The sequence below is a fragment of the Roseofilum sp. genome, from assembly GCF_982964205.1.
Genome location: NZ_CEZBFX010000170.1, coordinates 1 through 7,781, shown reverse-complemented (window position 1 = coordinate 7,781; position 7,781 = coordinate 1). Strand labels below are relative to the sequence as shown.

The window sequence follows — 7,781 nt, the reverse complement described above, 5'->3', positions numbered from 1 at the left end:
ATTCTAGCCCTCTTTCGGCAGAGTGACAAAAGAGGGCTACAGCGCTTTGCGCTGTAACGGAGTACAGTATCATTGAGATCAGTCATTGCGAAGGTCACGCAAGTGGAATGAAGCAATCGCAAAATCCCCCAATCTTGGCGATTGCTTCCCTGCGGTCGCAATGACAACTCGAATCTACGATCAACAATGTACCTCATAGCAGCGCGAAGCGCTGTAATAACTGTGTGCGAAGGCCTTGCCCGGCTCACACCGAAAGGAACAGGAACCCAGAAGAGCAACAGCAAGGGAAAAGAAATCGCACAGAGTCGCTGAGGTCAAAAAAGACCATTCAGTAGACGAGGGATGATTATCCCAAGCCAAAATCTGTGGGGGCAACCGGTTCAATATCCGGATCAAAACCTCCCACTTGGTTTGTGCGTAGCATCCAACAGACCGCTCCTTGATCCAAAAATGTTTTTGTTACCACATCATGGGCGAGTTTCGGTAATAAAGAACGCCAACTGGCTAACGTGCTATAAATCATTTTTGCCGGTTGCTCGATCGCGAATTGTCCCAGCGTTGCATCATCCGATTGCCAATCTTCTCGTACAATCCTTAAGGGTGCCAATTGTTGCCTTAAGTGTGGCCCCAGTTCAACAAGTTGCTCAAACCGTTGGGTTTGCTCGTGATTGGGATTGGCTTCTAACCATCGTTGAATTTCTGGATTAGCCTGAAATTGCTCCACTGTCCGTTCAATTGCCCGATACAAAGCTTGGGAAGAATCTTGAACGCAGGAATTAATCGGCGTGACAAACGTGGTACCTGTACCATCTCCAATACGGTAACGAGCCGCCATAATATCTAATTCGAGGATGATATTGTCAAGAACCGAAAAGCGCAGACCATCAAAATTATAGTCATCTGTCAATGGACTAAACTTAATCAACGTATCGCCAATGGGACGGCATCCCATCCATCCCCATTGGCGATCGCCGCTATAGCGCTCCCAAGACAACGAACCGGCAATAATGCCATCGGTATTATGGGTATAGATTTGCCGATATTCAATCTCAAATTTCAGCGAACCTGTAAATGGATCTTCAACCACATGGGCAATTCCATAGGAAAAATGACCGAAGAAAATCCCCATCGGTGCAAACTCAGCCTTTTGGCCGCCAATTCCACCATACATATGAATCAGTAAGAGGCGATCGCCCGCGTAAATGCCCCGGTTGCTTAAACTGGCTTGATTGGGGTCATTCACTAACAGCACTTTGGAAATCGTACCTTTTTTCGCTGCTAAATTAGCCCAACAGTCTCGGTCAATATAGCGTTGGGTATCCCGTTTCCCTTCAATCATCCGATCCGGAGTCACCCCAAACAGACTCGCTGGAGCAAGAGAGAGAACCACAAATTCTCCCTGCTCATTTTTCATTCCTGTAATTCGCCATCCCTGGGGATTCACCGGAGACTGTTCAAGCTGATAATTAGTAGAGGGAAATACCCCGTTGCGATCGGCCACCACAGAAGGAATATATACCGGTTCCTCCACCCCATCAAAGTGTCTGGACTGAGGGTTATAATGGCGTAGCTGGAAGCGATCATCTCCTAAAGACCCCAAAATTGTGACTAATCCCTGGAAGCGACCGGAAATTTGTACCGGTTCCCGACGAATCACCAAGGTCGGTCGCAATCCCACCTCTTCTAGGACAATCACGGGTCCTGCTAACTTCACCAGCACATCATTTACCGGTCTGGCACCAGCCAAAGATTCCAAGGGAGTAACGGCTAACCAATGATTCAGGCGATCGGGATGCACATTTCCCTCTTGTTTACTCACCTGCACCCGATCGACAAAATGCACATCTTTAGTAACTTCCTGTATCAAGGCAGTATCGGCCGGATCGTCACTCCAGCGCAAATTGATCACCTGACCCACTAAATACTGATATCGCTCATCCGTATGGTGAACTTCAAACAAAACCCCGCGCAGACGCTGACGTTGATTGGATTTTGGCAGGAGCAACCGTCCCATCCAAGTCCCTACCGGTTTATATAATCTTGGATTAATCGTTTGCTCAATTGGGTAATAGAACGGATAACTTTCTGGTTGATTAAACAAGACACTGCGATAACGCTGATAGTTACTGATCGCTAGTTCATGGGGATTAACACCCATTGTCCAATCTTCCAAGAGGATACCGGTCATTAAATCCACCGTTTGATCCATGTAACTGCGCCCATCTGGCAGGAACGTATAATCATCTAACGGACCAGTTGGCCCATCATGACCCACAGGCCCCAGATTAATCAAGCTAATCTTGCCACGACGTTTAGCCTGATTCCAATTGGAGTTCACCTTAATGGGCCAGCGTCCAGGAAAGCAAAGTGGCCCTAAGCGTTCAACGTTATCGTTTTCACCCACTAGATGATAGAGGTGTTCAACCTCCATCGCTCCTGTATTACCACTGATCACACCAGCTAGGGAAATCACTTCGATATTAGCTCCTGTCGCTCGATAGAGATATGAAACAGAAGCCATAGACATCTGTCCTCCACCGCTATAGCCAATTAATGTAATTGGGGTTTGACTCTCCACTTGGTAGCCAAAGTTAATCAAACTCTCGAATAGAACTTGAGCTAGGCCTTGGTTTTGAATCGGGCCATAACGAGGATCGGCTGCCACAGCAACAGCAATCATATTACGGATATTGATAATAAAGCCAATCGGATGATCCGGTGCTTTCAGTTTGATCGAATCAATAATGCGCCACAAGAAAGCTAAGGGTCGGTCTTCAGTTAAGGAACGATTGGTGACTGAATAGGGAATAATTCCTTTGACGATCAGAATATTATCAGGAACAGCATCCGCTAGACGATTAAGCAACAGTTCTACATCGGGTAAGTATTCGTGGCTTCCTTGGGAAATCCCATCTAAGTAGATGACGTAGCGGGAAATTTGGGTAGAAGTGGAGGCTTGACGAACTGGTTCACCCGGATAGCTCAAGTCTTCATCTCCATACCATCCAGCCCACCATCCCAGGCTTTCTACTGGAGTGAGGACAATGGCAAACAGGAGCGCGAGGAAACTCATCAAGCTCAGATCTACAATCAGATCCAGGGTTTTAGTTAAGGACGCATACCAATTTCCCAAGCCTTGATAGGATGAGGGGGAAAAAAGGAAGGCCAGCATCATACCGATCGAGACGGCAATGACGATTTTGACAGAGCCAGGAAGGGACGAGCCTCCAGTTTTGGCTTGCGCTTTTTCTTTGACCCAAGCGGGTTTTTGCCGACCTCGATCTCCTTGATATCCAGCTCTCACCTGTTCTTCAAGTTCTGCTTTGCTGAAAACCAGTTGAGTTCCAGCTACAGTATTCATCAACCAATGTCCCAAGACTGTAATGGGCCGACCAATGGTACGCTGGCACAGTTGTAGGAATACCCATCCTAAAGCAGCGCAGCTAAAGGCTGCCCAGGTGTCGAGTTGGGTTAATACTTCAAAGCTAACAATGACGGCTAAGAAACTCCAGATCGAGAGAATAACTCCTATTGGTACACCCAGATAAGGGATAGCTACAAGGAAACCCAGCATTTGAGGGGCGTAGCTGAGTCCAATGATGCGGGCAACATCCCCAAATTGGGTGTTGAGGTTAAATAAGATGTTCCCAACAAACCAGACACTTAGGGCCCAGAATCCATAGGCGATCGCAAATAAAATGGCGGCACAGGTTAAACTGAACCCAAAGCGAATGGGTTTAACTTGATTAATATATAGAACAATTGATTGACCGATCGCCTGAGCCATCCCTGCTGCTAAAACCACAATGAGGGCAACGCTACCCCCTAACGGTAAGGTGTTGATCAGTTCAAAGGCTTCAGGGTTGAGAGTTAATGCACTACTAACGAGATGCCAAAATTGATCGAGGGCAGTATCAGTCATGGGTTTTTAGGGGGGCAAACGATTGCATCCTGAATAGTTTTGGCTCGATTGTACACTGACTTGGTAACATGGAAATACCATATTGGACGACTTCAGACTGATTCGACTGTTTTGGGGGCGATCGCGATGACAGACAATTCGCAAATTATTGGTTATTTTCTCGAAGAAGCTAAAGAGCATCTCGATACCATTGAACAAGGACTGTTAGGCCTTCAGGCTGCGATGAAAGACCAAGAAAGCCTCAATGAGTTATTCCGAGCCGCTCACTCGGTTAAGGGAGGAGCTGCCATGTTAGGGTTTACCAGTATTCAGAAAACCTCCCACCGCCTTGAAGATAGTTTTAAGATTCTGAAAGAAAATCCTCAAATTCCAGTGGATCACAAGCTGGAAAATTTGTTTCTCAGCGGCTTTGATGTGCTGCGAGACTTACTCGAACGAGTTCAAGGACCGTTTGGACTTCGAGATGATGAAGCTAAAACGATCCTAGATGAAGCTGAACCTCGATTTGTCCAGCTCCAAGCTCATCTAGAAAGTCTCAACAGTGGAGGTCCGGGTATTGCTGAAGAAGTGGCTCCGCCCCCTCCCAAGAAATCCTCGGCTCCTGCCCCTGCACCGGTATCCAACAGTTCCGATTTCCCGCACCAAGTTACCCGCGTTTTGCGAGAAATGTTGCAAGTCTTTAAGCAGCCAACCACACCTACCAATCGTCAACAGTTAGAAGAAATTTGTGCTGGACTGTTCAATTTAGATGAACAGTCTGCGGAATGGATGAGTTTGGTGGAAACAGCTCAAACTGCAATTGGTAATCCTAAAGCCTCCTATGAAGCTTTAGCGCCTTTGGTGATTAAGGAACTCAAAATAGCAGCCGAGTTAATTAATGCAGGACGTACTCAAGAGGTCAAATCCTCTAGCGAATTAGCGAAATTGGCTGAATCTGCGATCGCTAAACGAGTCGCAATTACTCTGGAACCCCAAGCAGTCGCTCAAGTTTTGAGAGCTTCATTTAATCAAAAGCAGTTACAACAGTTAGTGGCGGCTTTGAAGAAAGGTGCTGCTTGAACAATGATTAATTATTGTTCATTGAAACAGCGATTCTTCCCTTTCATCGTTCTACATCCGCTCCAGTACCGATATACCTAACAAGGATAATCCTAACTTGAGCGTCTTGGCAGTTAAGTTAGCCAAAACCAAGCGTGAAGTCTTGTGATGTTCTTCTGCTTTCAACACTGGGCATTGATCGTAAAACTGATTGAACTTTTGACTGACTTCAAACAAATAGTTGCATAACCTATTGGGCAGTAAATCTTGCTCGACTTGTGCAACCAAATCGCTCATTTTTAGCAGTAATCTGGCTAAGGCAAGTTCTGATATTTCTGTCAACTTCACTGTAGCTTCTGGAGGCAAGTTTTCTAAATCAATACCTCCTTGACGACTAATGCCTTGTACTCGCACATAAGCGTAAAGCAGATAGGGCGCTGTATTGCCTTTCAGAGATAGCATTTTGTCATAGCTAAATCGGTAATTGCTGGTGCGATTTTGACTCAGATCGGCATATTTTACTGCACTCAATCCTACTACTTGAGAGACACTTTGCTTGAATTCTTCCGTTTCTGTGCGATCTTCTAGCATCAATCTTTGATCTAAAGCTTGACGAGGTATACGAATGGCTTCTTCTAATAGATCTCGTAATCTAACGGTTTCTCCTTCACGAGTTTTCAGTTTTTTCCCATCTTCTCCTTGTACTAATCCAAAGGGAACATGAATCACTTCTACGCTATCTGGAAGCCAACCCGCACGTTGCGCGACTTGGAAAATTTGGGCAAAATGATTCGCTTGCCCTGCATCCGTAACGTAGATGATGCGATCGGCATCATCCTGTTTAATCCGATACCGCAGTGCAGCTAAATCTGTGGTGGCGTAGTTATAAGCTCCATCGGATTTTTTCACAATTAACGGTAGTGGATCTCCCTCTTTATTCGTAAACCCGTCTAGAAAAACACAACTTGCGCCCTCATTTTCTTCCAGTAATCCCAACTCTTCTAAATCTTTAACCACATCATCTAACAAGTCATTATAAAATGATTCTCCCCGTTCTGTAAGCTGAATATCTAGCCAATCATAAATGACCTGAAATTCTTGCCGTGATTGCTCGCACAATAATTTCCAAGCTTTATAGCTCTGTTCATCCTTACTTTGTAGTTTCACAACTGCTTGACGAGAGGTGTCTTTAAACACTTCGTCTTCGTCAAAACGTTTTTTGGCTTGTTTATAAAAGGCTACTAAATCTCCTAACTCTAAAGCATTAGCAGTAATCAATGCTTCTGGATAAGCTTCTTGAAGATACGTGATTAACATCCCAAATTGAGTTCCCCAATCGCCTACATGATTGAGGCGCAAAACCCGATGACCGCGAAATTCTAAAATCCGAGCAATGGAATCCCCAATAATTGTGGAGCGTAAATGTCCCACATGCATTTCTTTAGCAATGTTTGGACTGGAGAAATCTACAATTACAGTTTTTTCTTCAGCAACGGGAGCTATTCCTAGACGAGGATCGCATTGCAATTGAGCAACTCGCTGCTCTAAGTAACTGGGTTTAAACCTAAGATTAATAAATCCTTGTTTGGCAATTTCGGGAGTTTCATAAGCTTCTCCCAAGTCCAGATGATTGATGAGGATTTGGGCAATATCTTGGGGTTTTTGTTTAAGTTTTTTGGCTAGGGAGAGACCTAAATTACATTGGTAATCTCCAAATTGAGGATCGCTGGCAATAAAGATGAGGGGATCGGTATGGGCAAAATCATCCCCAAATGCAGCAACGAGGGCACTGGAAAATTGGGTTCTGAGGCTATCTAAGGTTGAGTTCATAATTGTATGGTGGATGGCAAGTGATGACCTTACCCTAATTTCATACTTAAGTCTAGCCAGGGTGATCGCGTGATGGGGGCACTGCTGGAAATATAGTCTACTCCGGTTTTGGCGATCGCTCGAATGGTTTCTAGGGTAACGTTTCCAGAGGCTTCAATTTTGACGCGATCGCAAGAGTGGCGGATGATTTGGACGGCTTCTGTCATCAACTCAATGCTCATATTATCAAGCATGATGATATCGGCTTGGTGTTCCAGCGCTTCTTGGACTTGTTCGAGGGTTTCGGTTTCGACTTCTATGGTAAGAGGGTAAGGTATCTGTTGACGAATTTGGGCGATCGCGTCTCCAATTCCCCCTGCTACAGCAATATGGTTGTCTTTAATCATCACTGCATCATCAAGTCCCATGCGATGATTCACGGCTCCCCCAACTTGGGAGGCATATTTTTCTAAGACTCTTAAGCCGGGTGTTGTTTTACGAGTATCTACAAATTGAGTGGGTAAGTCAGCAATCTGCTCTACATACTCACGGGTGGCTGTGGCAATGCCACTCAGTCGCATTGCCAAGTTGAGGGCGACTCGTTCCCCCATGAGCAAAGCTGCTAACGATCCGTTGAGTTCGGCGATTGTTTGTCCTGGACTACAGGCTTCTCCCTCTGAGAGCAGAGGTATTAGACAAGTATTGGCATCTAGGAGTTGGAAGACTCGATTGGCGATCGGTAAGCCTGCCACTATACCCATTGATTTTGCCGTCCAGCGACCCTCAATAACATGATGGGACTGAAGACTTAAGCCTTGGGTTGTGCGATCGCCGCGACCAATATCCTCCATCAACCAATCTTTTAAACAACCATCCAAAGCCATCCCAACAGGCATCAATACAGTTGAACTCATAACCAACTCCTTATACTCACTACAAATCACCAGTTATTGCCAAAATCCCAAATTTTCAAAATCTTGTCAAGGCTTACCCTGCATAGGCTGTAGCGTTT

At 45.4% G+C, this 7,781-nt stretch carries 4 protein-coding genes; 1 reads left to right on the top strand and 3 read right to left on the bottom strand.

Annotated elements, in window-relative coordinates:
• Positions 1-346 precede the first annotated feature (346 nt).
• A complete protein-coding gene (locus AC3A14_RS23345; protein WP_318737490.1) occupies positions 347-3,922 on the bottom strand; it encodes a Yip1 family protein in 3,576 nt (1,191 codons plus the stop codon).
• Between the two features lie 39 nt (positions 3,923-3,961).
• On the opposite strand from AC3A14_RS23345, the gene AC3A14_RS23340 reads away from it, so the two are divergent.
• Positions 3,962-4,981 carry an Hpt domain-containing protein gene (locus AC3A14_RS23340; protein ID WP_318737492.1) on the top strand — a complete coding sequence of 340 codons (1,020 nt, stop codon included), beginning with the start codon at positions 3,962-3,964 and terminating at the stop codon, positions 4,979-4,981.
• Positions 4,982-5,032: 51 nt separating this feature from the next.
• On the opposite strand, the gene argS is transcribed toward AC3A14_RS23340, so the two are convergent.
• Together argS and nadC are read right to left on the bottom strand one after the other, a co-directional pair.
• The gene (argS, locus tag AC3A14_RS23335; RefSeq protein ID WP_318737494.1) at positions 5,033-6,790 is read right to left on the bottom strand and encodes an arginine--tRNA ligase; all 1,758 of its coding nucleotides are present in this window, start codon (positions 6,788-6,790) and stop codon (positions 5,033-5,035) included.
• Positions 6,791-6,819: 29 nt separating this feature from the next.
• On the bottom strand, positions 6,820-7,683 hold the full coding sequence (gene nadC, locus AC3A14_RS23330; protein ID WP_318737496.1) for a carboxylating nicotinate-nucleotide diphosphorylase: 864 nt from the start codon (positions 7,681-7,683) through the stop codon (positions 6,820-6,822).
• Between the last annotated feature and the right edge of the window lie 98 nt (positions 7,684-7,781).